20 protein-coding genes are annotated in these 23,259 nt (G+C 63.3%); 2 read left to right on the top strand and 18 right to left on the bottom strand.

Annotated elements, in window-relative coordinates:
* Positions 1-114 precede the first annotated feature (114 nt).
* The 6 genes from infB to N5B55_RS06455 form a co-directional block, all read right to left on the bottom strand.
* Positions 115-3,009 (bottom strand): translation initiation factor IF-2, encoded by a 2,895-nt coding sequence (infB, locus tag N5B55_RS06480; RefSeq protein WP_065857737.1) that lies wholly within the window; start codon positions 3,007-3,009, stop codon positions 115-117.
* A gap of 62 nt (positions 3,010-3,071) precedes the next feature.
* Entirely contained in the window at positions 3,072-4,547 is a 1,476-nt protein-coding gene (gene nusA, locus N5B55_RS06475; protein WP_027677577.1) for a transcription termination factor NusA, read from the bottom strand.
* On the bottom strand, positions 4,544-5,032 hold the full coding sequence (gene rimP / locus N5B55_RS06470) for a ribosome maturation factor RimP (RefSeq protein WP_304539530.1): 489 nt from the start codon (positions 5,030-5,032) through the stop codon (positions 4,544-4,546). The genes nusA and rimP overlap by 4 nt, the downstream gene beginning before the upstream one ends.
* Positions 5,033-5,239: 207 nt before the next feature.
* A complete protein-coding gene (locus tag N5B55_RS06465; RefSeq protein WP_304539768.1) occupies positions 5,240-7,036 on the bottom strand; it encodes a pseudouridine synthase in 1,797 nt (598 codons plus the stop codon).
* A gap of 90 nt (positions 7,037-7,126) precedes the next feature.
* Positions 7,127-7,972, bottom strand: coding sequence for an SMC-Scp complex subunit ScpB (gene scpB, locus N5B55_RS06460; RefSeq protein WP_304539529.1), 846 nt, complete (start codon positions 7,970-7,972; stop codon positions 7,127-7,129).
* Positions 7,973-8,459: 487 nt separating this feature from the next.
* Positions 8,460-9,203, bottom strand: a complete 744-nt coding sequence (locus N5B55_RS06455) for a sulfite exporter TauE/SafE family protein (protein ID WP_178960000.1) — start codon at positions 9,201-9,203, stop codon at positions 8,460-8,462.
* Positions 9,204-9,382: 179 nt separating this feature from the next.
* Between N5B55_RS06455 and fnr the strand changes: the two genes are divergently transcribed.
* A complete protein-coding gene (fnr, locus tag N5B55_RS06450; RefSeq protein ID WP_081311291.1) occupies positions 9,383-10,111 on the top strand; it encodes a fumarate/nitrate reduction transcriptional regulator Fnr in 729 nt (242 codons plus the stop codon).
* 21 nt (positions 10,112-10,132) lie between these two features.
* Here fnr and N5B55_RS06445 read toward each other — a convergent pair whose 3' ends face one another.
* From N5B55_RS06445 to N5B55_RS06405, 9 genes are all read right to left on the bottom strand, one after another.
* Positions 10,133-10,387: a hypothetical protein gene (locus N5B55_RS06445; RefSeq protein WP_065857726.1), complete on the bottom strand. Its 255-nt coding sequence runs from the start codon at positions 10,385-10,387 to the stop codon at positions 10,133-10,135.
* A complete protein-coding gene (locus tag N5B55_RS06440) occupies positions 10,384-10,611 on the bottom strand; it encodes a FixH family protein (RefSeq protein WP_256731046.1) in 228 nt (75 codons plus the stop codon). The genes N5B55_RS06445 and N5B55_RS06440 overlap by 4 nt, the downstream gene beginning before the upstream one ends.
* Before the next feature lie 35 nt (positions 10,612-10,646).
* Entirely contained in the window at positions 10,647-12,110 is a 1,464-nt protein-coding gene (ccoG, locus tag N5B55_RS06435; RefSeq protein WP_178959963.1) for a cytochrome c oxidase accessory protein CcoG, read from the bottom strand.
* A complete protein-coding gene (gene ccoP / locus N5B55_RS06430; RefSeq protein ID WP_065857719.1) occupies positions 12,107-13,030 on the bottom strand; it encodes a cytochrome-c oxidase, cbb3-type subunit III in 924 nt (307 codons plus the stop codon). The genes ccoG and ccoP overlap by 4 nt, the downstream gene beginning before the upstream one ends.
* A gap of 12 nt (positions 13,031-13,042) precedes the next feature.
* Positions 13,043-13,225, bottom strand: a complete 183-nt coding sequence (locus N5B55_RS06425) for a cbb3-type cytochrome oxidase subunit 3 (protein WP_065857717.1) — start codon at positions 13,223-13,225, stop codon at positions 13,043-13,045.
* A gap of 3 nt (positions 13,226-13,228) precedes the next feature.
* Entirely contained in the window at positions 13,229-13,912 is a 684-nt protein-coding gene (ccoO, locus tag N5B55_RS06420) for a cytochrome-c oxidase, cbb3-type subunit II (protein ID WP_304539528.1), read from the bottom strand.
* A gap of 10 nt (positions 13,913-13,922) precedes the next feature.
* A complete protein-coding gene (gene ccoN / locus N5B55_RS06415) occupies positions 13,923-15,380 on the bottom strand; it encodes a cytochrome-c oxidase, cbb3-type subunit I (RefSeq protein ID WP_154207376.1) in 1,458 nt (485 codons plus the stop codon).
* A 95-nt stretch (positions 15,381-15,475) separates the two neighbouring features.
* The gene (gene ccoS, locus N5B55_RS06410; RefSeq protein ID WP_009238367.1) at positions 15,476-15,655 is read right to left on the bottom strand and encodes a cbb3-type cytochrome oxidase assembly protein CcoS; all 180 of its coding nucleotides are present in this window, start codon (positions 15,653-15,655) and stop codon (positions 15,476-15,478) included.
* 11 nt (positions 15,656-15,666) lie between these two features.
* The gene (locus tag N5B55_RS06405; RefSeq protein ID WP_304539527.1) at positions 15,667-18,210 is read right to left on the bottom strand and encodes a heavy metal translocating P-type ATPase; all 2,544 of its coding nucleotides are present in this window, start codon (positions 18,208-18,210) and stop codon (positions 15,667-15,669) included.
* A gap of 175 nt (positions 18,211-18,385) precedes the next feature.
* On the opposite strand from N5B55_RS06405, the gene N5B55_RS06400 reads away from it, so the two are divergent.
* Positions 18,386-19,228 carry a 2-phosphosulfolactate phosphatase gene (locus N5B55_RS06400; RefSeq protein ID WP_009238369.1) on the top strand — a complete coding sequence of 281 codons (843 nt, stop codon included), beginning with the start codon at positions 18,386-18,388 and terminating at the stop codon, positions 19,226-19,228.
* A gap of 20 nt (positions 19,229-19,248) precedes the next feature.
* Here the strand turns inward: N5B55_RS06400 and zapE are convergent, their stop codons facing one another.
* From zapE to odhB, 3 genes are all read right to left on the bottom strand, one after another.
* Positions 19,249-20,346, bottom strand: coding sequence for a cell division protein ZapE (zapE, locus tag N5B55_RS06395; protein ID WP_065857710.1), 1,098 nt, complete (start codon positions 20,344-20,346; stop codon positions 19,249-19,251).
* Between the two features lie 101 nt (positions 20,347-20,447).
* Positions 20,448-21,884: a dihydrolipoyl dehydrogenase gene (gene lpdA, locus N5B55_RS06390; protein ID WP_304539526.1), complete on the bottom strand. Its 1,437-nt coding sequence runs from the start codon at positions 21,882-21,884 to the stop codon at positions 20,448-20,450.
* A gap of 67 nt (positions 21,885-21,951) precedes the next feature.
* On the bottom strand, positions 21,952-23,211 hold the full coding sequence (gene odhB / locus N5B55_RS06385; RefSeq protein WP_065857706.1) for a 2-oxoglutarate dehydrogenase complex dihydrolipoyllysine-residue succinyltransferase: 1,260 nt from the start codon (positions 23,209-23,211) through the stop codon (positions 21,952-21,954).
* Between the last annotated feature and the right edge of the window lie 48 nt (positions 23,212-23,259).

Raw genomic sequence — 23,259 nt, 5'->3', positions numbered from 1 at the left:
ATGGGCGCCGGCAGCACGCGCTAGCGCGCCCAGAAAAGACAAAACGGTGGCGCGGGACGCGCCCGGGCCACCGTCGCAAAGTCGAGCCGGACACCGCAGCGTCCGGCCAACGTATTACAGCGTACGCGCCACCTCGGTGATCTCGTAGATCTCGAGTTGGTCGCCTTCCTGAACGTCGTTGAAGTTCTTGATCGACAGGCCGCATTCGAAGCCTTGCTTCACTTCCTTCACATCGTCCTTGAAGCGCTTGAGCGAATCGAGTTCGCCCGAGAAGATGACCACGTTCGCACGCAGCACCCGCACCAGCGAATTGCGCTTGACGAAGCCGTCCAGCACCATACAGCCGGCCACCGCGCCAACCTTCGGCACGTGGAAGACCTGACGCACCTCGACCAGGCCCGTCGTCTCTTCGCGCTTTTCCGGCGACAGCATGCCCGACATCGCCGCCTTCACCTCATCCACAGCGTCATAGATGATGTTGTAGTAGCGAATATCGATGCCCTGATGCTCGGCCAGCTTGCGCGCGCCCGCATCGGCCCGCGTATTGAAGCCAATGATGACGGCCTTCGACGCGGTTGCCAGGTTGACGTCCGACTCGGTGATACCGCCCACTGCGGCGTGCACGACCTGTACACGCACTTCGTCGGTCGACAGCTTCTGCAGCGAGTGAACCAGCGCTTCCTGCGAACCCTGTACGTCCGCCTTGATGATCAGCGGCAGCGACTTTACGTCGCCTTCGCTCATCTGTTCCAGCATGTTTTCCAGCTTGGCAGCCTGTTGGCGCGCCAGCTTCACATCGCGGAACTTGCCTTGGCGGAATAGCGCGATTTCGCGAGCCTTGCGCTCGTCCGGGAGCACCAGCACTTCTTCGCCCGCTCCCGGCACTTCCGACAGACCCTGGATTTCCACCGGGATCGACGGGCCAGCTTCCTTGGCCGGCTTTCCGTTTTCGTCCAGCATGGCTCGCACGCGGCCATAGGCCGTGCCCGCGAGCACCACGTCGCCGCGCTTGAGCGTACCGCTCTGCACCAGCACCGTAGCGATCGGGCCCTTGCCCTTGTCCAACTGCGCTTCCACCACCAAGCCCTTGGCCGGCGCGTTGACCGGCGCCTTCAGTTCGAGCACTTCGGCCTGCAGCAGCACGTTTTCCAGCAGGCTGTCGATACCTTCGCCAGTCTTGGCGGACACCGGCACGAACGGTACATCGCCGCCGTACTCTTCCGGAATCACGCTTTCAGCCACAAGTTCCTGCTTGACGCGGTCGGGGTTGGCTTCGGGCTTATCGACCTTGGTGATCGCCACCACGATGGGCACCTCGGCCGCCTTCGCGTGGGCGATGGCTTCCTTCGTTTGCGGCATGACGCCGTCGTCGGCTGCCACCACCAGAATCACGATGTCGGTTGCCTTGGCACCGCGCGCACGCATGGCCGTGAAGGCCTCGTGACCGGGGGTGTCCAGGAACGTAATGACGCCGCGATCGGTTTCGACGTGATACGCGCCGATGTGCTGCGTGATGCCACCAGCCTCGCCCGCCGCAACCTTGGCGCGACGAATGTAGTCCAGCAGCGAGGTCTTGCCGTGGTCGACGTGACCCATGACGGTCACAACCGGCGGACGGGTTTCGGCTTCGGCGTTGGTTTGCTCCTGCACGTCCCCAACCAGCATCGCTTCCGGATCGTCCAGCTTGGCCGCGACGGCCTGGTGGCCCATTTCCTCGACCACGATCATCGCGGTCTCTTGGTCCAGCACCTGGTTGATCGTGACCATCTGGCCGAGCTTCATCATCTGCTTGATGACTTCAGCGGCCTTGACCGACATCTTGTGCGCCAGATCGGCCACAGAGATGGTTTCCGGCACATGGACTTCACGCACCACCGGCTCGGTCGGTGCCTGGAAGGCATTGCGGTTGTCGTCGCCATGGCGGTTGCGGCCGCCCTTGGAGCCCGAACGCCAGCCGTCGGCGCCACCGCCGGTGTCACCGCGCGTCTTCAGACCACCACGCTTGCCGGTACGGTTGTCGTCTTGCCAACCGGACTTGCCACGACCGCCCTTCTTGTCGCCCGACGGCGAGCTCGGCGCAGCAGCGGCAGGTGCCGGGGCAGCCGGCTTCTTGGCAGCCGCAGCCGGGCGTGCTTCACCAGCCGGTTTGACGGGCTTGTGCAGGGTGCCCGATTGCTCGGCCTTCTTGACCTCTTCCGCTTTGCGCTCAGCGGGCGTCTTCAGTACGCGAGCCGGGGCGCTCATCATCTCGCGGATAGCGCGGGCTTCGGCCTCCGCAGCTTCGCGACGCTTGCGCGCAGCGTCTTCCTCGGCCTTGATCTTGTCCGCAGCAACGCGCGCTTCGTCAGCAGCCTTCTGCGCGGCCTCGCGCTCGCTTGCCAGACGCGCGGCGTCTTCCTCGGCCTTGCGGCGCGGGACTTCGTCCGACGCCTCAGCGGCGGCGCGGGCCGCAACGGCTTCCTCTTCCGCCTTCTTGGCGGCGAGTTCAGCCTGACGCTTTTGCTCGGCTTCGGCGGCCTCCTGGCGTGCGCGGCGCTCGGCTTCCTCGCGCTCCATCGCTTCCTGGCGTGCCTTCAGCTCGGCTTCCTGACGGGCCAGCAACTCGGCCTGACGGCGCTGTTCTTCCTCGCGACGCGCAACTTCCTCGGCGTCGACCACCGGTGCAGCCTCTGCCGCTTCCGATTCGGTCTGTGCCGCGCTCGGCTCGTCACGCTTGACCAGCACGCGCTTTTTCTTGACTTCCACTTGCACGGTGCGCGTCTTGCCGGTGGCATCCGCTTGGCGGATTTCGCTCGTTTCGCGCTTGGTGATCGTGATCTTCTTGCGCGCGCCATCCTCGGCGCTACCGTGTGCTCGCTTGAGATAATCGAGCAGACGGGTCTTGTCCGATTCGGTGATGACGTCTTCCGGCGTCGCCTTTTGCACGCCCGCGGCCTGCAACTGTTCCAGCAGCGCAGATGCGCTACGGTTCAATTCGCCAGCGAGTTGGGCAACTGTTGTGCTTGCCATTCAAACCCTTTCGATGCTTGGTTTCAGTGAGGATTGCGATAAACGATCAACGCTTATACGACTCACGAAAACCAGTGTTCACGCGCCTTCATGATCAGCGCCTTGGCTTGTTCTTCGTCGACGCCGGTCATCTCGACCAATTCGTCTACGGCCAGCTCGGCCAAGTCGTCACGCGTCTGGATGTTCCCCTCGGCCAGCTTGCCGATCAGCTCCGGGGTCAGCCCCTCGAGGTCGCGCAGGTCTTGCGATACCTTCTCGACCTTTTCTTCCTTCGCCAGCTCCATCGTCAACAGCACGTCGCGAGCGCGATTACGCAGCTCGTTGACGGTGTCTTCGTCGAACGCTTCGATTTCCAGCATTTCCTGCAGCGGCACGTAGGCCACTTCTTCGAGCGAGCTGAAGCCCTCTTCGATCAGGATGTCGGCAACCTCTTCGTCTACGTCCAGCTTCGCCATGAACAACTGACGAACGACGGAGCTTTCTTCCGCCTGCTTCTGCGCAGATTCGGCCGGCGTCATGATGTTGATCTGCCAGCCGGTCAATTCCGACGCCAGCCGGACGTTCTGCCCGCTACGGCCGATCGCCACAGCGAGGTTTTCCTCGTCCACGACCACGTCCATGCTGTGCTTCTCCTCGTCCACGACGATGGATTGCACTTGCGCCGGCGCCAGCGCACCGATCACAAATTGCGCAGGGTCTTCCGACCACAGCACGATGTCCACGGCTTCGCCGCCGACCTCGTTACGTACGGCGGTCACACGGGTACCACGCACGCCTACGCAGGTTCCAATCGGATCGATACGCTTGTCATGTGCAACGACCGCGATTTTCGCACGCACGCCCGGATCGCGCGCGGCGGCTTTGATCTCCAGGAGGCCCTGTTCCATTTCCGGCACTTCGTTTTCGAAGAGCTTGATCAGGAACTCGGGGCACGTGCGGGACAGCTCGATCTGCGGGCCGCGTGCGGTGCGGTCGACATTCAGGATGTAGGCGCGGACACGGTCGCCCGTGCGCAGATTTTCCTTCGGGATCATCTGGTCGCGGGCCAACAACGCCTCGACTCGGCCGGTCTCGACGATCAGGCCCTTCTTGTCGGCGCGCTTGATCGTGCCGGTCATGACCTTTTCGCCACGATCCAGGTAGTCGTTCAGGATCTGCTCGCGCTCGGCATCGCGGATACGCTGCAGGATCACCTGCTTGGCAGCCTGCGCGCCGATACGGCCGAACTCGACCGATTCGATCTGCTCTTCGACGAAATCGTCGACGTCGAGGTCAGGATTCTGCTCTTTGGCTTCGAACAGCAGAATCTGCTTGTCCGGCTCCTGCAGGCCTGCATCGTCGGGAACGACGAGCCAGCGACGGAAGGTTTCGTGTTCGCCCGACTCACGGTCGATCGCCACGCGCACATCCACGTCTTCCTCAAAGCGCTTCTTGGTCGCCGAAGCCAGTGCAGCTTCCAGCGCCCCGAACACCACATCCTTGTCGACGTTTTTTTCGCGCGCAAGCGCATCGACGAGCAACAGAACTTCGCGGCTCATTGCTTGTTCCCTTTGTTTCGATTTCCTTTGAAGTCCAGCACGGGCACCAGCCGGGCGCGGTCGAGTTCCGACAGCGTAAATTCCAGCAGCGCGGGGCCTTCCTGGCCCTCAAACTCAAGGCCGATTCGTTCCTGGCCTGGCTCGCCCGTCGGAGCCTGAATGATTCCCGTGAAATTCTTCTGTCCGCCCACGGGCAAGCGCAGCGTCACCTTGGCCTCAAGGCCGGCGAAGCGCGTGAAGTCGGCCAACGAGCGCAGCGGGCGGTCGAGTCCCGGCGACGATACTTCCAGCCGTTCGTAGTTGAGATTTTCAACTTCGAACACACGCGTGAGCTGATGGCTCACTTTTTCGCAATCTTCAATGACGATGCCGTTCTCTGCCTGATCGATATACACGCGCAGCAGCCCGGCGGGCGCGCGCTCCACTTCCACCAGCTCATACCCCATGGCGGCGAGGGTTTTCTCAATCAGATCAGTCAGATGCACGTTTTTCCTGAAGAATTTCCCGGTATGGTCAACCTGCCGAAGCAAAAAAAAATGGGCGCAACGCCCATATCATTCGCCCATCTTCTACAGGATGACTTTTGATTAGACTTACATTGTAATACGTCTCGAGGCAAAAGGCAAAAATTGCCCCGAAGCCGCCACAAAATGGGGCGTTGCGCTCCATGCCGCACACAACGCCCGCCATTTTTACCGCTTGCCGCCTCGCTTGCCACCACCGCGCGGCGCCTTATTGCCGTTCGGCATTCCACCGCCACCCTTCGCGGCCCGCTTGTTACCACGCCCACGGTTGCCGTCACGCATCCCACCGCCGCCAGCGCCTCCACGGCCTTTGGCGCCTTCGCCCATGCGCGTTCGCGCTGTCAGCGTGGTCGGGCCACCCACATTGATGTAACCCATGGACGTTTGCATTGGATCCGGCTGACGCGGGCTGGCGGGACGGCGCTGCGCAGGTTGCGCCCGATTACCGTTCTCGATGCCCATACCGCGCGACTGGAAATTTGCCTCTCCCGCGAAACCGGAAGACATCGGCCCCATCAGGACAGGCGCCGGGCCACGACGACGATTGCCTTGGCGATCTTGTCCACCGCCAGAACTGGCCGTCGGCACCTTCATGCCCAGCGTGCTCATGAGCGTGCGCACATCCTCGGCCGACACTTCCTGCCAGCGCCCGCGCTTGAGACCGCGTGGCAGTACGAAGCTGCCATAGCGCGTACGAATCAGACGCGACACGGTCAGATTGACCGCCTCGAACATGCGCCGCACCTCGCGGTTCCGCCCCTCCGTGAGGGCAACGTGGTACCAGTGGTTGACGCCCTCCCCACCGCCATCGACGCAGCGCAGGAAGTTTGCCTCTCCATCCTGAAGCGAGATGCCGTGCAACAGCTTCTGACGGTCGGTTTCGGCCAGCTCGCCCAGCGTACGCACCGCATATTCGCGCTCAACGCCATAGCGCGGGTGCATGAACCGGTTGGCGATGTCACCGGAGGTCGTGAAAATGAGCAGACCCTCGGTATTGAAGTCGAGGCGGCCGACGGCGACCCACTTGCCGGTCTTCATGCGCGGCAATGCGTCAAACACGGTCGGACGGCCTTCTGGATCGGACTGGCTGACAATTTCACCGGCCGGCTTGTGATACAGCAGCACACGCGGCGGCTTGTTCGGAAGCTTGCGCTGGATCAGCTTGCCGTTCACGCGGACCTGATCGGTCGCGAGAATGCGTTGGCCGATGTGGGCCGGCAAACCGTTCACGGAGACGCGGCCTTGCAGGATCAGGTCTTCCATGTCCCGGCGCGAGCCAAGCCCGGCATCCGCCAGGATCTTGTGCAGCTTGGGAGCGTCGTCGTCGGAGGTCAGCTCGCGGGCCTTGGGGGCCTGCGATGCACCTCCGGTGTCAGCTTCCGAGTCATACGCGCCAGAAATCACATATTGGAAGACGTCTTCGGAGCCCTTGCCGCCCTTCAGCCCCTTGCCCCCGCGATTTTGGCTCTGACCGCCGCCGGCCTTGCCTTGCGGTTTGCCGTTGCGGTTCTGCTGCTTGCCACGACCGCCGGCATTCTTGCCGCCGACACCTTCCGTGCGTTCGCCCCGTTCGGCGCGTTCCGCCGGCTGGCCTTCGCCTTGGCGGCGACGGTTCTTGCCGAATCGGCCGCGCGGGCCACGGCGCTCGCCCTGGCTTTCTGCCGGCGCCTGTTCGGCCGGTGAAGCACCTTCTGCCGCGCCCTCTGCGGCAACTACGGCCGCCTCACCAGCTACTTCTTTCGGCTTGCGAGCCCGTGGCGCGCGGCTCTTGCGCGGCTGCGCGGGCTGGCCGGCGTCCGCACCACCCCCATCAGCGGCTTCACCCTCAGGGCGACCATCCTGCTGCTGGCGGCGCGAAGCCACGAGGTTGCGCAAGCCGCGTCGCAATCCCTTGCGACGAGGCGCGGCCTCAGTCCCACCACCGCCGTCTTGTCGCGGCGGCTGAGCGTCGGCATCGGCCGGCATACGTGTATCCATGGAATCTGGCTGGGTGCTCACAACGTCTTTCAAATCTAGGGGTTCAGACCATGTGCCGAGTGGGCGGCGGGCATGGCATTACGGATGTTCATTGGCGGGAGCCGCGGGCGGCTCGACCGGTGTTTTGTAATCGTCTTCGGATGCAGCGCCGGTCGCACTCACCGCTTGCGACTCCGCTTCCAGCGCTGGCTCGTCACCCGCCGCGACCTCCGCAGGCTGCTCTGGCGCTTCAGCGGCTACCTCAGCGGGAGCCTCGGCAACCGGCAATCCGTCCGATTCCTGCACCGAAGCCTCTGTGGTTTCAGCGCCTTCCGGCGCGTCGTTGACCATTGCCGTCAGCTCTTCCACCGCAATTGCGCCGCCTTCGAACTCGATGGCGCCCTGCTCCAGCAGGCTCGCCTGCGCCTGGGCGCGGGCATCTTCAAGCGGCGGCAGTTCGTCCAACGAGCGCAAGCCAAGGTCGTCGAGAAACTGCTTGGTCGTTGCATACAGCGCCGGGCGGCCCGGCACATCACGATGACCGATGACCTCAATCCATCCGCGGTCTTCAATCTGCTTGATGACCTGCGTGTTGACCGTCACGCCGCGGATGTCTTCAATATCGCCGCGGGTCACGGGTTGACGATAAGCGATGATCGCCAGTGTTTCCATCACGGCGCGCGAGTACTTGGGCGGCTTCTCCGGATGCAGGCGATCGAGATACACGCGCATTTCGGGGCGGCTCTGCAGGCGCCAGCCGGAGGCCAGGGCAACCAGTTCGACACCGCGATTCAACCAGTCCTGGCGCAGCTCTTCGAGCAGAACGCGGATGGTGTCCGCTGAAACATCTTCGTCGAACAGCTTGCGCAAGTCATTGACTCGCAACGGGTCCTGCGCGCAGATCAGCGCTGTCTCGAGGACGATCTTCGCCTCTTGGGTATTCATCGGGTTGAGCGGCTCGTCATTGCTCGCGCGCGGCCAGTCGCCGTCACGCTTGAGGTTTGTCGTCCCACCGCGAAGCACGCGGCATTTCTGAATGCTGTTGCCCACCCGGGCCTGGCGCGCGAAGGCCAATTGATTCGATTGGACCCTGCACCGAAACGCAGTGGCTGTGCCCGCAAAATAGGGCCGGAGGAGCGAGTTGATCCGGTGCCGGTCAGGCACCACAAGGGCAATTTCTTCCGCCGCCATGGGGACGGATACTGCGCCGGACGACTACCAACGAAGAATGGCAGCCCGCCCGAATCGACTGTCCAGGGTGACTCTACCGCTGGATGGCATCGCTAGGCGCCGCGCTTGGGATTGTTGATTTGCGCGGGTGGCGAATCGAATTGTGTTCGATTGTAGGGCAATTCCCCGCGACGCCGCAACCGGGAAGACGTCTTAGCCCTCCATCCCGGGCAGGATGGCGATTTTCGCGTGCTTTAAACGCCTACAGCACCAGACAGAAGCCATGTGCGTTGAGCATCTCCGGCAGCCAGATTGCGTGAACCAGGCCCCAGATCCCGAATACGGCGATAGCGATGCCCGCAGCGCCCCGCGCCCACCGCTGTCGCGACAGGCCGCGCAGCCATCCCGCCAGACCGGACATCATCAACAGATTGGGCAACGTGCCAGCACCAAAGGCGAGCATGACGACAGCCCCGGAGGCGCCGTTGCCTGCCAACAACGCCACGGCCAGTGCGCCGTAGACCATTCCGCACGGGACCAGCCCCCAGGCCAACCCCGTGAGGTAGCGGCGCAGCAGCGGGGGCTGGCGTTGCAGCCTGCCGCCCAGCGCGGCAGCAGCCCGGGACAGTCCGCCCGTGACACGGCCCAGCTGCCGCTCGAGCCATACGCTGCGCCACACGTCTGCAGCGGAACGCACGAGCAGCAGGACCCCGTAGGCAAGTAGCAAAGCGCTGGCAAAGGCAAACAGGCCGCGTTGGATCGGTAGCCACTGCTGGCGCCATATGGTCGCGCCCATCGCCCCCATGATTGCGCCGAGCAACGCATACGTGGTCAGGCGCCCCGCATGCATGACGACCTGTTCGAACCACAGCCGGCGACGCGACACAATTCGCACCGACACGGTCCCCCGCTCCGCCGCCAATGCGATACCGCTGCACATCGCCAGACAATGGACACCGCCGAGCAGTGCAATCAGAAAAACACTCAGAAGCGCCGCGGCACTCATCTTTTTAACGCTCTTTTGATATGGGCCAAGGTTTTCGTTTTGCTGTGGCGAACTTAGCCTAATTGACGCGTTTTGCCGCATCGGAAGTGTCCGATGACGACAACGTCGCCGTTATAATAAGTCGAGCTGCACCACAAGAATTACTCATTCCACTCTCTCGAAATCCAGTCGCCCCGCCCGTGCTCACTCGAATCGCGCTTACCGACCAAGCCTCGCGTTGTTCCACCTGCGTACTCGGACAAATCTGTCTGCCGGTGGGAATGAACTCGGACGACGTGCGCAAGATGGACGATTTGGTCAGCGAGCGCATCCGCATTAAGAAGGGGCAATCCCTCTATGCTTTGGGCGAGCCGCTTGAGGCGGTTTATGGCATTCGCTTCGGCACGCTGAAAACCCATTTGACGCTTGAAGACGGTCGCCACCAGATCACCGGATTCCACCTGCCAGGTGAAATTGTGGGGCTCGACGGCATTGGCGATATGCGCCACGTGTCGGACGCGACCGCGCTGGAAGATACCGAAGTCTGTGTGGTGCGTTACGACGAATTGCAACAGCTGTCGCGCCGGCTGCCATCGCTGCAGCATCAGTTCCTGCGCATCATGAGCAAGGAGATCTCGCAGGATCATCTGATGCTGCTCACGCTCGGCTCCATGCGTGCAGAAGAGCGTCTCGCGGCTTTCCTGCTCAATCTTTCCAAGCGCTCGGCCCAGCGCGGATATTCGTCGACCGAGTTCGTGCTGCGCATGAGCCGTGAAGAACTCGGCAGCTATCTGGGTCTCAAGCTCGAAACGGTCAGCCGCCTGTTCTCCCGTTTTGCCGAAGCGGGCCTCATTCAGATCCGTCAACGCCACGTCAAGCTGATCGACCTGGCCGGCCTGCGCCAGGTGATGAGCGGCCAGGCCGCCTAAGTTACCGTCCATGGCGCCTGCTCACACGAGCGGGTGTTCGTGCGCTTCCAGTTTGCCAATACCCGGCGATACATAGAGCGTCAGCGCACTCGACAACCCGCACAGCAACCAGAACACAAAGAACGACACGGTGTAGACCGCTTGGGCCGACACCGTGATCTGCTCGCCAAAGAAACGCAGGTCGGCAGGATCGACCACCGCAAAGACGATCAGCTCGGCCAGCGCGGCCGACAGAAAGGCCGGCCACAGAATCCACATCAGTAGTCGACGCTTCATCGGGCCCCCGCTGGCATGACATGCGCAGGCGCGGCAGCCGGCTTTTCGACGACCAAACCGCGCCGCACAACGTTGTCGTGAATGGCAGCATCCGGATGCGAAGTCGCGAGCCAGATGGTCACGCCACAGCCGATCATGGCGGCGAACGGTCCCGCCATCAGAAGCCACGGCCAGGGCTCGCGCCACCAGGGCCGTGCGGGTGCTGAAGTTTGCGTTGCGTGCATCGTTGCCTCCTGTTGGAGATGCCGCGAGTACCGCGCTAGCGCGGCACGATGAAGCTCGACGGCTCGCGCAGCACGAGGCTGCCACTGCCGTGATCTGCCTGAATGACGAATTGGATCTTGTGCGAACCGGGCGTCGCGTCGTCGGCGGGTCGACGCACGCGCACCGGCACCAGACGGTTGGCCGCAGGCGGCAACTCCAACGTGGTCGATTCGCCCCGGCCGCCCTCCACGTCCAGTTGAGGCATGCCTTCTGCGGTGATGGTCACGCGCATGGGCTGCTCGGATGCGTTCATGAGTTGCAGACGATAAACATTCTCGATCTTGCCGCCATCCACTTCGCGTGCGAGTGCCCCGCGATCGCGAATCACATCCACCTTGAGAGGCTGCCGAATCATCAGAGCGCCAATGAACCCAACAATGAGCACCAGCATGATTGCGCTGTAGACCAACACGCGTGGGCGCAGCAGATGCCGGCGCGCTTCTTTTGGGCTGAGCCGGTCATGCATGGCCCGCTCTGATGTATAGCGAATGAGGCCGCGCGGGTAACGCATCTTGTCCATGACCTGATCGCAGGCGTCGATGCATGCCCCACAGCCGATGCATTCGTACTGCAACCCCTGGCGGATGTCGATACCGGTCGGGCACACCTGTACACAGATACTGCAGTCGACGCACGAGCCCAGGCCCTGCGCTTGGAAGTCGGCATTGCGGGAGCGGCTGCCCCTCGGTTCGCCGCGCTGCGTGTCGTATGTGACGACGTAGGTATCGGGGTCGACCATCACGCTTTGGAAACGCGCGTACGGGCACATGTAGCGACACACCTGCTCGCGCATGAAGCCTGCGTTGCCCCATGTGGCAAAAGCGTAGAACAGCATCCAGAACGTTTGCCATGGCCCGAGGGAAAGCGTCCACGTCTCCATACCGAGATCGCGGATCGGCGTGAAGAAGCCGACGAAGGTGAATCCCGTCCATAGCGCAATGAGAATCCAGGCCGAATGCTTTGCAGCCTTGAGGCGGAATTTGCGTAGGCTCCAACGCTCACCGTCGAGGCGGATGCGGGCAAAGCGGTCACCTTCGACATGCCGCTCGATCCACATGAAGATTTCGGTGTAAACCGTCTGCGGACAGGCATAACCGCAAAAGAGCCGCCCCGCCACCGCAGTGAACAGGAACAGCCCCAACGCCGACAGCACCAGCAGTACCGTCAGATAAATCACGTCTTGCGGCCAAAGCACGAGGCCGAACAGATAGAACTTGCGTGCGCCCAGATCAAAGAGCACGGCTTGGCGACCATTCCACTGTAACCACGGCAAGCCATAGAAGATGGCTTGCGTCGCCAGCACCAGCCAGACGCGCCAACGCGCAAACGCACCGGTCACGGCGCGCGGATAGATCTTGCGCCGGACTTCATAGAGCATCTGCTCGGTCGGCGCGTCGTCGACACCCGCCACTACGGTGGCGGGTGTCATCGGGCGCCAGGCAGGTTCTTTGTCGCTCATTGCGCGTGGCTCGTGTTGCTATTGGACAGGCCCCAGACATAGGCCGCCAGCATGCGAATCTTCTCCGGAGAGAGCAGGTTCTCGTGTGCCGGCATCGTGTTGTCACGACCCTTGAGGATGGTCTCGACGATGGTCGCTTCCGAACTGCCATATAGCCAGACGCGGTCGGTCAGGTTGGGCGCGCCCAGCGCCTGATTGCCCTTGCCGGTTGCCATGTGGCAAGCCGCACAGACCGACTTGAACGTCGGTTCGCCGCGCGCTGCCTTGATCGGGTCATACGACAGTCCCGACAGCGAGCGCACGTAGTTCGCCACATTGACTGCCTGATTGCCATCCACGACCGCCGCCAGGGACGGCATGACGCCGTGACGCCCCTTGGTAATGGTGGTCAGGATCGTCTCGGGGTCTCCGCCGTACAGCCAGTCGCCGTCAGTCAGATTCGGAAAGCCCTTCGAGCCGCCGGCATCCGAGCCATGGCACTGCGCACAGTTGTTGAGGAAAAGGCGCTGCCCAATCTCATGGGCCTGCGGGTCGGCGGCGATCTGCTTGATGTCCATGCTGGCATAACGCTCATAGAGCGGTCGGACCTGCGCATCGGCGGCCGCACGCTGCGAGGCCAACTCGCCGCGCGTGGAGAAACCGAGCACACCGCCATATGCACCCAAGCCCGGATACAGGATCAGGTACCCCAATGCAAAGACGCACGACAGCAGGAACATCCACATCCACCAGCGCGGCAGCGGATTATTCAGTTCGCGCAAATCGCCATCCCATACGTGGCCGGTGTCTTCCCCGGCGCTGCGCCCCGGTGCCACTTGGATGCGCCGCTGGGAGAACAGCAGCCAGATGCACCACACGATGCCGACCAGGGCAATCGCCGCGATGTAATACCCCCAGAACTCCGAAATGAAGTCGCTCATGATTCTGTGTCCTTATTGATGCGGGCGCGATGCGTCTGCATGCGCACCGGCGACTTCGGCCTCATCGGGCAGCAGGAACGGCAGCATGGCCGATTCAGCGTTCGCCGCGCGGCGATGCGCCGAGAATGCCCACCAGGAAATGCAGACGAACAGCACGAGGAAGACGGCAGTCGCAATTGCACTGAGCATGGCCATGGCTTACTCCTTGGCAGCAACGGTTGCAGGTGCAGCAGCCTGTGCGGCAGCCACGTCCCGTATGTTGCGCAGTTCCACGCCAAGCCCCTGCAGATAGGCGACCACGGCGTCCTCCTCCGTCTTGCCGACCAGTTGCTCGCGCGCCCCGGCAATCTGCGCATCCGTGTACGGCACACCGAGCTGGCGCAGGACGTGCATCTTCTTCTCGATGTCGCTGTTGTCGAGCGGCGTTTTTGACAGCCATGCATACGACGGCATGTTCGACTCGGGCACCACCTCACGCGGGTCGCGCAGGTGGATCCGATGCCAGTCGTCCGAGTAGCGCTGCCCCACGCGCGCCAAGTCCGGACCCGTGCGCTTGGAACCCCACAGGAACGGATGGTCGAAGACAGATTCGCCCGCCAGCGAATAGTGGCCGTAACGCTCGGTTTCGGCGCGCAGCGTGCGCACCTGCTGAGAGTGGCAGCCAACGCAGCCTTCGCGGATGTAGATGTCGCGCCCCGCAAGCCGCAGCGGCGAATACGGTGCGATGCCCTTGACCGGCTCAGTGGTCGAATGCTGGAAGAACAGCGGCACGATCTGGACCAGCCCGGCAATGCTGACCACCACCAGCGTCAGCACGATCAGGAAGCCGATGTTCTTTTCGAGCGTCTCGTGCGAGAAAAAACGATTGGATTGGTTGCTCATGTTCGTCTCCTCACTGTGCCGCGACCAACGGGGCCTGGGCTGATTGAGGAATCGGCGCGTCGATTGGCTTGCTGCCCTGGATGGTCTTAAAGACGTTGAACGCCATCAGCAACATGCCGCCCAGGAAGCACAGGCCGCCCAGCAACCGAATCAGGTAGAAGGGGTACGTTGCCTTGACGGCCTCGACAAAGCTGTAGGTCAGCGTGCCGTCGGCCTCGGTGGCACGCCACATCAGGCCTTGCATCACGCCAGCAACCCACATGGCGGCGATGTAGAGCACCACGCCGATGGTGGCTACCCAGAAGTGCACCTCGATCAGGCGCGTGCTGTACATCTTCTGTTGACCGAACAGGCGCGGAATCATGTAGTACATCGAGCCGATGGTGATCATCGCCACCCAGCCCAGGGCGCCGGAGTGCACGTGGCCAATCGTCCAATCGGTGTAGTGCGACAGCGCGTTGACGGTCTTGATGGACATCATCGAGCCCTCGAACGTCGCCATGCCGTAGAAGGACAGCGCCACCACGAGGAACTTCAGGATCGGATCCGTGCGCAGCTTGTGCCAGGCACCCGAGAGCGTCATGATCCCGTTGATCATGCCGCCCCACGAAGGCGCCAGCAGAATCAGCGAGAACACCATGCCGAGCGACTGTGCCCAGTCCGGCAGCGCGGTGTATTGCAAGTGGTGCGGGCCCGCCCACATGTAGGTGAAGTTCAGCGCCCAGAAGTGCACGATCGACAGGCGGTACGAATAGATCGGTCGCTCAGCCTGCTTGGGCACGAAGTAATACATCATGCCCAGGAAGCTGGTGGTCAGGAAGAAGCCCACCGCGTTGTGGCCGTACCACCATTGCACCATCGCATCCTGCACGCCTGCATATGCCGAGTACGACTTCCAGAGCGACACCGGCAGCTCAGCGTTGTTGACGATATGCAGCAGCGCGATGGTGATGATGTAAGCGCCGAAGAACCAGTTGGCCACGTAGATGTGCCGGGTCTTGCGCTTGATGATGGTGCCGAAAAACACGATCGCATAAACCACCCACACCACGGTGATCAGAATGTCGATCGGCCATTCCAGCTCAGCGTATTCCTTCGAGCTCGTGTACCCGAGCGGCAAGGTGATGGCAGCCGCCACAATCACGGCCTGCCACCCCCAGAATGTGAATGCGGCCAGCGTGTCGGAAAGCAGGCGCACCTGGCAGGTGCGCTGCACGATGTAATACGACGTCGCAAACAGCGCACTGCCGCCAAACGCAAAGATGACGGCATTTGTGTGCAGAGGACGCAGCCGGCCGTAGGTCAACCACGGCACCCCAAAATTCAATTGCGGCCAGATCAACTGGGCCGCGATCAGCGCACCGACCGCCATACCGACAATGCCCCAGACGATCGTCATGATCGAGAACTGGCGGACAACGCGGTAGTTGAAGGTCTGGGTGGGCTGCAACGCGCTGGACGATTGCATGCTTGCTCCCCAAGATAGTTGGTGTGATGTGGTCATGTTAAGAACCAGGCCGCTGGAGAGCCTTGACGTGCATCAAGGCAACCCAGGCAACGTGGTCAGGCAGTTCCGTCCCGCGACACTGCGTCGCGCGTGGGCGTATCGGGGTCCAACAGAATCGATTCGGCCGGCGCTTTAAGATCGTCGTACTGCCCAGAGCCGACGGCCCACCAAAGGGCGCCTACGATCGCCACCACGAGCATCAGCGACAGTGGAATCAGCAGGAACAGCGTTTCCATGGCCCCTCCTTTTAAGTCGCGCGCGAAAGACGCCATGCGTTGAGCGCCACGAGCAGCGATGACACCGACATGCCGATGCCCGCCGCCAGCGGGGACAGCCACCCGAGCGTGGCCAGCGGAATGCTGATCGCGTTGTAAGCGAACGCCCAGCCCAGGTTTTGGCGCACAACACGCAATGCGCGGCGACCGATCGACACGGCTTCGCTGATGGCTAGCAGCCGCGGCTCTGTGAGAATGGCGTCCGCGCCGGCCTGCGCCAATGGCGCACCGGATCCGATGGCGATGGAAACCTGCGCCTGCGCAAGCAATGGGGCGTCGTTGATGCCATCTCCGACGGCCAGCACATGCGCACCGTTTGCCTGCAACTTGTGCACGTAGGCACGTTTATCTTCGGGACTGGCGCCGCCCACGGCGTGATCGATACCGAGTCGGTTGGCCCACCAGTGAACGGTCTCCGGCGCATCGCCGGAAACAAGATGCAAGCGCAGGCCTTGCCCACGCAACGCGCTCAAGCAGACAGGCGCATCGCCACGCGGCGTATCGGCCAGCGTGAAGCGGGCAAGCGGCTCGCCATTGCGGCCCAGCCAGACGCAAGTGCACGCGGCCGCCGGCGGCACCTCCTCCATTGGCGTTTCCGTGCCGTAACGGATGGAGGTGATCGCGTGATTTGCGTATTGCGTCGCCGCGAACGACAGCGTGCCCAACCGCATCACATGACGATCGGCCAAGGCATACACGCCCTGCCCCGGCACGTTCGTCACCGGCCCCAACGTGGGCAACGGCATTGCATCTGAAGTGGCGCCACGCAACGACTGGGCGATCGGATGGTTCTCGGCCTGCTCCATTGCGCAAGCCAGTGCGAGGCAATTCTCTGCATCCAGATCGGAGAAGGTCTCGATGCTCAACAAGCGCAAACGCCCTTCGGTGAGCGTACCGGTCTTGTCGAGCAGCACATCCGTAGCGGCCGCCAGGCTCTCGATAGCGTGACCGCGCGTAACCAGCACACCACGCCTGGCCAGCGCACCGCTGGCAGCAGCCAGCGCAGACGGCGTGGCCAGCGACAACGCACATGGGCAGCTCACCACCAGCACCGCCACGGTGACGGCAAACATCCGTGTCGGGTCGATCCACCACCACGCGATCGCCGTCAGCAGCGCCCAGCCGAGCAACACTGCAACAAAGCGCCCGGCCACACGGTCGGCGAGCTCAGCCATGCGGGGCTTGTCCGTCAAGGCACGCTCAAGCAGTTCGACGATGGCGGCAAGGCGCGTTTGGGCGCCCACGCGGTTCACACGCACGCGAATGGCGCTGACAACGTTGTAACTGCCTGCCAGCACGGTCGCGCCCACGTCGCGCGGACGCGGCACGCTTTCACCGGAGAGAAGCGATTCGTCGATCTCGGTGGTGCCGTGTTCGATGATGCCGTCTGCAGGGAGGACTTCACCGGCGCGCACCTCCACGCAATCGCCCGGCTGCAAGGTCGCGACGGGGATGGTTTCCAGCGCACCGCTTTCGGCATCGATGCGCCGGCAGGTGGCCGGCAGCTGACGTACCAACGCCTCGGCGCCCGACGCTGCGCTTTGCCGCGCGCGCAGTTCCAGATAACGCGCCGCCAGCAGGAAAGCGACGAACATCGTCACCGAATCGAAATACGTTTCGCCATGACCGCGCACGGTGGCGACCACGCTGGCAATGAATGCCGCGCCAATGCCCAGCGCCACGGGCACGTCCATGCCGACGTGCGCATGCCGTACCTGCCGCCACGCGTTGATGAAAATGGGCCGCGCAGAGATCAACACCACCGGCGCCGTCAGCAACAGGCTCGCCCACTGCATCAGGCGCGTCTGGCTCACGGGGATGTCGCTGCCGTGCAGGTACACCGGCCATGCGTACATCATCACCTGCATCATGCCGAGCATGGCCAGCCCCAAGCGGATCAGCAGGCTGCGGCGTTCGCGCGCCTCGGCAGTGCGGCGGGCGGATGGCTGGTCCGGCCACGCTTCATATCCGACGTCGGCAATGGCTGCAAATACGGCGGACAGCCTCAGCGCGCCAGCATCGCCGACGATGCGCGCGCGTTCCGTGGCGTAATTGACGGTGGCTTCACGCATGCCCGGCACCCGCGAGAGTGCGCGCTCGATCAGCCACACACAGGCGGCGCAACGCATGCCGCTGATGGCAAGCGAAAGCTCTTCCGAGCCATCCGCACGCGGGCGTACAAAGCGCTCTCGCATCACAGGCAGATCGTAGGTCGCCCAAACCGCTTCAGCTTCGGTGCGGCGGTCGCCTTCGATGGGCTTGGCGAAGGCGATCGGGCCGTCATAGATGTGGCCCATGCCCGAGGCGTGCAGCGTTTGCGCGACAGCCTGGCAGCCGGCACAGCAAAATTCCCGGGACTTGCCGCCGATATCCGCGTGGAGTGCGATGGCACCGTCAAGCGGCGATGCGCAGTGATAGCAGGTCATGCGCGACGCGGCTGTCCCGCTCGAACCAATAGGCGAGCCTGTTCCGGCAACCGGTGCGGCTGGATGGGTGGGGGCGAATGTCGTCGTCATTATGAGGACGATGCTAGCCAGCCTTCCCCGGCCGGCCCTTGACGCGCATCAAGCGCCTGGCAATCAGAATGAGGTGGAAATGCGACCCTCAGCGCACCCGCCGCAGCCACCCCTCCCATAAAAAAATAAGCCGCCTATAGTGGATAGCTGCACCAGGCAAACAGGAGGGCGCGACATGGCAACCGAATTCAGCCTGTACAACATCCACTGCGAATGGGGCGAGCACGGCGCGTCCGCGCTGGCGCCGCATTGCGACGCCGTCATCGTGGTGGACGTGTTGTCCTTCTGCACCTGTGTGGATGTGGCCGTGGCGCGCGGGGCACGTATCTATCCGTATCCATGGCGCGACGCCAGCGCTGAAACCTTCGCGCGCCGCGCGGGGGCGATGCTGGCGGGCTACAACCGCAGTCAAGCGGGCTACACGCTCTCGCCGACGTCGCTGCGGGAACTGCCGGTCGGCAGCAGCCTGGTCCTACCCTCGCCTAATGGGGCGACGCTCGCACTCGCCACTGGATCAACGCCGACGTTTGCCGGCTGCCTGCGCAACGCGCGCGCCGTGGCGGAAGCTGCTTCCCGGCTGGGCCGACGTGTGGCCGTGGTGGCATCAGGGGAACGCTGGGCCGACGGCACCTTGCGCCCAGCGCTGGAAGACTGGCTGGCCGCCGGTGCGATCGTGCATCACCTGTCGGAAACGGTGGCTGGGTTCCTGCCGCAGGCGCTGTCGCCGGAAGCGCTCGCGGCTCGCGCGGTCTACCGTGAGGCGTCGCAGACCGGCATGATGAAAGCGTGGTTGCTCGATTCTGTATCGGGCCGCGAGCTGTGCGAACGCGGCTTTACAGAAGACGTGACCATGGCCTCGCAAACGGATGTAAGCAACGTCGCGCCCATGCTAGTGGAAGGTGCGTTCCGCAACGTCAATCGCAAGACCGAGCGCCTGCCGCAAGACTTCTTTGGGGCAAGCCTGCGGCCTTCGCAGGCCCCGCCCTCACACCGCAACGCGCCGCCAACGTCACACTAGGCTGTCGCTACCGGAAGCAATCACGTCAACGACGTGTCCACCTCGCGGCGAGGTGCTTCGAGGTATTCGCGTGACTGCATCTCGACGATGCGCGACACGGTGCGCTGGAATTCGTTGGCCATTTGGCCTTCGGTGTACAGCTCGTCTGCCGGCACCTCGGCCGACATCAGCAGCTTGACCTTGTGGTCGTAGAACACGTCGATCAGCCACGTGAAGCGCCGCGCCTCGGATGCCATGCGCGGCGTCATCTTGGGCACATCGGCCAGGATGACGGTGTGAAAGCGCGAGGCGATTTCCAGGTAGTCGTTCTGTGAGCGCGGCCCCCCGCATAGCGTGGCGAAGTCGAACCACACCACACCGCCGGCCTTGCGCGCTGCCCGAATCTCACGGTGCTCGATGCGCAGCACCGGCGACTCGTCCGGCACCCCGGCCACCGCCGTAAATGCATCCCGCAACGCCGAGTTGGCCTTCGCGCCCAGCGGCGTGTAATACGCCTGCACCTGCTCCATCGCCCGCTTGCGGTAATCGACACCCGCGTCGACGTTGAGGATGTCGAGCTTCTCCTGCAGCAGCGCGATGGCCGGCAGCACGCGGTCGCGATGCAAGCCGTCCGGATACAGCAAGTCGGGCCGATAGTTGGACGTCATCACGAACTGCACGCCGTTGGCAAACAACTGATCGAGCAAGCGGTGCAGGATCATCGCGTCGGCTACGTCGCTGACGTGGAATTCGTCAAAGCAGATCAGGCGGTAGCGCTTGGCAATGCGTCGGGCCAACTCGTCCAGCGGATCAGCGCGGCCACGCAATTCTTCCAGCTGGCGATGCACTTCGCGCATGAATTCGTGAAAGTGCAGACGCGTTTTGCGCACCAATGGCACGCAGCTATAGAACGCATCCATCAGGAACGACTTGCCGCGCCCCACCCCGCCCCACATGTAGACGCCACGCGGCAAATCGGGGCGCACGAGCATCTTGCGCAGCGCATTCGAACGACGGGCCTTGTAGGCGACCCACTCGTCGTAGCACCGCTGCAGGCGGTCGACAGCGCGTTGCTGCGCTTCGTCCGGCTGGTAGCCGCGCGCCTTCAGTTCCTGTAGGTAGGTTTCCTGGACGTTCATCTGCTTGATGTGCTTGGGGCACCGTTTGCGGGCCCAAATGGACCGATGCCCGGCAATCTTGTGGATTCACCGGGCATCGTGCTTGCCTTGCGGCTTGCGATTTACATATTGAGCTGACGCTTGTCGACGGCCAGCGCAGCTTCGCGCATCACTTCCGACATCGACGGGTGCGGGTGGCAGATACGGCCGATGTCTTCGGCTGCAGCCTTGAACTCCATCGCCACCACGGCTTCGGCAACCAGGTCCGAGGCGTTGGCTGCGACGATGTGCACGCCCAGGATTTCATCGGTCTTCGCATCGGCGATGACCTTCACGAAACCGTCGGATGCGCCCATGCCCAGCGCACGGCCGTTGGCCAGGAACGGGAACTGGCCGGCCTTGGTCTCGCGGCCTTCGGCCTTGAGCTGCTGCTCGGTCTTGCCCACCCACGCAATTTCCGGGTACGTGTAGATGACCCACGGAATGCAGTTGTAGTCGATGTGCGGCTTCTGGCCGACGATGCGCTCGGCCACGGCCACGCCTTCATCTTCTGCCTTGTGCGCCAGCATCGGGCCGCGCACCACGTCGCCGATCGCCCACAGGTTCGGCAGCTTGGTCGCGCAGTGCTCGTCCACCTCGATAAAGCCACGCTGATCCGCCGCCAGGCCGATCGCTTCCAGGCCCAGGTTGTCGGTGTTGGGCACGCGGCCGATCGACACGATCAGCTTGTCGCACTCCAGCACTTGCGCAGCGCCGGCAGCGTCGGTGTAGTTGACCTTCACGCCCTTGGCCGACGATTCGATCTCGCCAACCTTCACGCCGACGTTGATCTTCAGGCCCTGCTTGGTCAGCAGCTTGTTGGCTTCCTTGGCAACCGATTCGTCCGCCGCACCCAGGAAGCTCGGCAGCGCTTCGAGAATCGTCACTTCGGCACCCAGGCGGCGCCACACCGAGCCCAGTTCCAGGCCGATCACGCCAGCGCCGATCACGCCCAGCTTCTTCGGCACTTCGGCAAACTTCAGTGCGCCTTCATTGTCGGCAATGGTTACGTTGTCGACCTTCATGCCCGGCAGATGGCGTGCCTTCGAGCCCGTGGCGATGATCACGTGCTTGGCGGTCACGACTTCCGTGCCGGCCTTGCCTGCGATCTCGACCTGATAGCCGGCGTCGGTCTTGCCGACGAACTTGCCGTGGCCTTTGAGCAGCGTCACCTTGTTCTTGCGGAACAGGAACTCGATGCCCTTCGTCATCTTGCCGACGATGTCGTCCTTGCGCTTGAGCATCTTGGCCACGTCGACCTTGACGCCATCCACCGTGATGCCGTGGTCGGCCAGGTGGTGGTTCACGTTCTCGAACTCTTCCGACGAGGCGAGCAGCGCCTTCGAAGGAATGCAGCCGACGTTCAGGCAGGTGCCACCCAGGCGCGGCTCGCCCTTCGGATCATCGTAGGGGTTGTCTTCGCAGCAGGCCACGTTCAGGCCCAGCTGACCCGCGCGGATGGCGGCGATATAACCGCCGGGGCCGGCGCCGATCACCAGCACGTCAAATTCTTTGCTCATGGAGAAATCCTCGATTCGGACGCCGCCGCACAGCGCGGGCGGCGTCTCGTGTCATCAACGCGGTCGATTAGAGATCCAGCAGCAGGCGGGCCGGGTCTTCCAGCGCTTCCTTCATCGCCACCAGGCCCAGAACGGCTTCGCGGCCGTCGATGATGCGGTGGTCGTAGGACATGGCCAGGTAGTTCATCGGGCGAACCACGACCTGGCCGTTCTCCACCACGGCGCGATCCTTGGTGGCGTGCACGCCCAGGATGGCCGATTGCGGCGGGTTGATGATCGGGGTCGACAGCATCGAGCCGAACGTGCCGCCGTTCGAGATCGAGAACGTACCGCCGGTCAGGTCGTCGAGCGTCAGCTTGCCGTCCTTGGCCTTCTGGCCGAATTCAGCAATCTTCTTCTCGATGTCGGCCAGGCTCATCTGGTCGGCATTGCGCAGGATGGGCACCACCAGGCCGCGCGGCGAGCCAACAGCGATACCGATGTCGAAGTAGCCGTGGTAGACGATGTCGTTGCCGTCAACCGATGCGTTGATGATCGGGTACTTCTTCAGCGCGTGGACAGCCGCCTTCACGAAGAACGACATGAAGCCCAGCTTCACGCCGTGAGTCTTCTCGAACTGGTCCTTGAACTTGGCGCGCAAGTCCATCACCGGCTTCATGTTGACTTCGTTGAAGGTGGTGAGGATGGCGTTGGTCGATTGCGACTGCACCAGACGCTCGGCGATCCGGGCACGCAGGCGGCTCATCGGCACGCGCTCTTCCGGACGGTCGCCAAGGGCGGCGAAGTCCACCGGGGCAGCCACTTGCTGCAGCGCCGGACGAGCAGCTTGCGGAGCGGCAGCAGCAGCCGGCTTGGCACCACCAGCTACAGCACCCAGCACGTCGCCCTTGGTGATGCGGCCATCGCGGCCCGTGCCGGCCACTTGGCCAGCCGACAGGTTGTTCTCGGCCATCAGCTTGGCAGCCGACGGCATTGCCACGCCACCCGCTGCAGCGGCGGCCGGAGCGGCAGCAGCCGGTGCCGGTGCCGGAGCAGCAGCCGCGGGGGCCGGTGCAGCAGCTGCCGGAGCCGCGGCGCCTGCCTTCCCTTCGGTGTCAATCTTGGCCAGCAGCTGTTCCGACGTCACGGTTGCGCCGTCTGCCACCAGCACTTCAGCCAGCACGCCAGCCGACGGGGCCGGTACTTCCAGCACGACCTTGTCGGTCTCGACTTCAATGAGGATTTCGTCCTGGGCCACGGCTTCGCCCGGCTTCTTCTTCCAGGAGATCAGCGTGCCCTCTTCAACGGACTCGGAAAACTGCGGGACCTTGACTTCAACGATAGCCATTTCGGTGCTTCCTTGGATTCATGTGCACGAGCCCCTCTCGTTCGGGAG

It is taken from the genome of Ralstonia pickettii (genome assembly GCF_030582395.1).
In the GTDB taxonomy this organism is placed as follows: domain Bacteria; phylum Pseudomonadota; class Gammaproteobacteria; order Burkholderiales; family Burkholderiaceae; genus Ralstonia; species Ralstonia pickettii_D.
Note: the sequence above shows the minus strand (reverse complement) of the source record. Positions and strands in the feature narration are given on the sequence as shown.

Excerpts from the sequence above, each read along its gene's own strand:
- ccoN (WP_154207376.1), bottom strand. The coding sequence starts at position 15,380 with ATGCAATCGTCCAGCGCGTTGCAGCCCACCCAGACCTTCAACTACCGC.
- zapE (WP_065857710.1), bottom strand. The coding sequence starts at position 20,346 with ATGAACGTCCAGGAAACCTACCTACAGGAACTGAAGGCGCGCGGCTAC.
- N5B55_RS06440 (WP_256731046.1), bottom strand. The coding sequence starts at position 10,611 with ATGCACGCAACGCAAACTTCAGCACCCGCACGGCCCTGGTGGCGCGAG.
- N5B55_RS06400 (WP_009238369.1), top strand. The coding sequence starts at position 18,386 with ATGGCAACCGAATTCAGCCTGTACAACATCCACTGCGAATGGGGCGAG.
- infB (WP_065857737.1), bottom strand. The coding sequence starts at position 3,009 with ATGGCAAGCACAACAGTTGCCCAACTCGCTGGCGAATTGAACCGTAGC.
- N5B55_RS06405 (WP_304539527.1), bottom strand. The coding sequence starts at position 18,210 with ATGACGACGACATTCGCCCCCACCCATCCAGCCGCACCGGTTGCCGGA.
- ccoS (WP_009238367.1), bottom strand. The coding sequence starts at position 15,655 with ATGGAAACGCTGTTCCTGCTGATTCCACTGTCGCTGATGCTCGTGGTG.
- ccoO (WP_304539528.1), bottom strand. The coding sequence starts at position 13,912 with ATGAGCAACCAATCCAATCGTTTTTTCTCGCACGAGACGCTCGAAAAG.
- N5B55_RS06465 (WP_304539768.1), bottom strand. The coding sequence starts at position 7,036 with ATGCCGGCCGATGCCGACGCTCAGCCGCCGCGACAAGACGGCGGTGGT.
- lpdA (WP_304539526.1), bottom strand. The coding sequence starts at position 21,884 with ATGAGCAAAGAATTTGACGTGCTGGTGATCGGCGCCGGCCCCGGCGGT.
- N5B55_RS06445 (WP_065857726.1), bottom strand. The coding sequence starts at position 10,387 with ATGAAGCGTCGACTACTGATGTGGATTCTGTGGCCGGCCTTTCTGTCG.
- ccoG (WP_178959963.1), bottom strand. The coding sequence starts at position 12,110 with ATGAGCGACAAAGAACCTGCCTGGCGCCCGATGACACCCGCCACCGTA.
- odhB (WP_065857706.1), bottom strand. The coding sequence starts at position 23,211 with ATGGCTATCGTTGAAGTCAAGGTCCCGCAGTTTTCCGAGTCCGTTGAA.
- ccoP (WP_065857719.1), bottom strand. The coding sequence starts at position 13,030 with ATGAGCGACTTCATTTCGGAGTTCTGGGGGTATTACATCGCGGCGATT.
- scpB (WP_304539529.1), bottom strand. The coding sequence starts at position 7,972 with ATGAATACCCAAGAGGCGAAGATCGTCCTCGAGACAGCGCTGATCTGC.
- N5B55_RS06425 (WP_065857717.1), bottom strand. The coding sequence starts at position 13,225 with ATGGCCATGCTCAGTGCAATTGCGACTGCCGTCTTCCTCGTGCTGTTC.
- N5B55_RS06455 (WP_178960000.1), bottom strand. The coding sequence starts at position 9,203 with ATGAGTGCCGCGGCGCTTCTGAGTGTTTTTCTGATTGCACTGCTCGGC.
- nusA (WP_027677577.1), bottom strand. The coding sequence starts at position 4,547 with ATGAGCCGCGAAGTTCTGTTGCTCGTCGATGCGCTTGCGCGCGAAAAA.